Here is an 813-nt window from a genome sequence, read left to right as displayed (position 1 = left end):
TAGGTTCATTGGATTGGTTAAAGTAGCGATCCAATCAATCTGGTGGCCGGTGATGAGCAAGCGGAAAGGTCTGGAGGGGATGTTCGATGGACGGCATTTTGATCGCGAGATCATTGTTCTCTGTGTGCGCTGGTATCTTCGCTACAAGCTCAGCCTGCGCGATCTGGTCGAGATGATGACCGAACGCGGCCTGTCGCTGGCGCACACGACAATTATGCGCTGGGTAAAGCGCTTCACACCAGAGTTCATCAAGCGCTGGAATCGGTTTGGTATACGTACAGGTCGGTCCTGGCGTGTTGACGAGACCTATTTGAAGATTCGTGGCAAGTGGGTTTATCTGTACCGGGCGGTAGATGGGACCGGGCAGACGGTGGACTTCATGCTCGGAGCAAAACGAGACGTGGCTGCGGCTAAAACCTTTTTCACCAAGGCCATCAAGCATCAGAACCAGCCACCGGAGACGATCACACTGGATGGGTATGCTGCCACGCACCGGGCGGTGCGTGAGATGAAGGCCGATGGCCTGCTGCCTGAGGACACGAAAGTCCGGACCTCGAAGTACCTCAACAACCTGATCGAACAGGACCATCGAAACATCAAGTCCAGAACAAACGTGATGCTCGGCTTCAAACGGTTCAGGAGTGCCGCGACCACGATTTCAGGCATCGAGTTGATGCATCGCATTCGCAAGGGGCAGTTCGACCTCTGCGCTCTCGGGCTCAAGGACACCGCAGCACCCTCCATTTGGAATGCCGTCCTCTTCAATCAATAAGGTATCCATATTTATAAGAGACATCTCGGCCGAACCGGCTA

At 54.4% G+C, this 813-nt stretch carries 1 protein-coding gene; it reads left to right on the top strand.

Translation table 11 applies throughout. The features are described from left to right. Nucleotides 1–52: 52 nt before the first annotated feature. Complete coding sequence (locus PQR42_RS45575; protein ID WP_459252337.1) at nucleotides 53–772, top strand: IS6 family transposase; 720 nt, start codon at nucleotides 53–55, stop codon at nucleotides 770–772. Nucleotides 773–813 lie beyond the last annotated feature (41 nt).

The organism is Paraburkholderia sediminicola, assembly GCF_046027355.1.
Lineage (GTDB): Bacteria > Pseudomonadota > Gammaproteobacteria > Burkholderiales > Burkholderiaceae > Paraburkholderia > Paraburkholderia sediminicola_B.
Note: the sequence above shows the minus strand (reverse complement) of the source record. Positions and strands in the feature narration are given on the sequence as shown.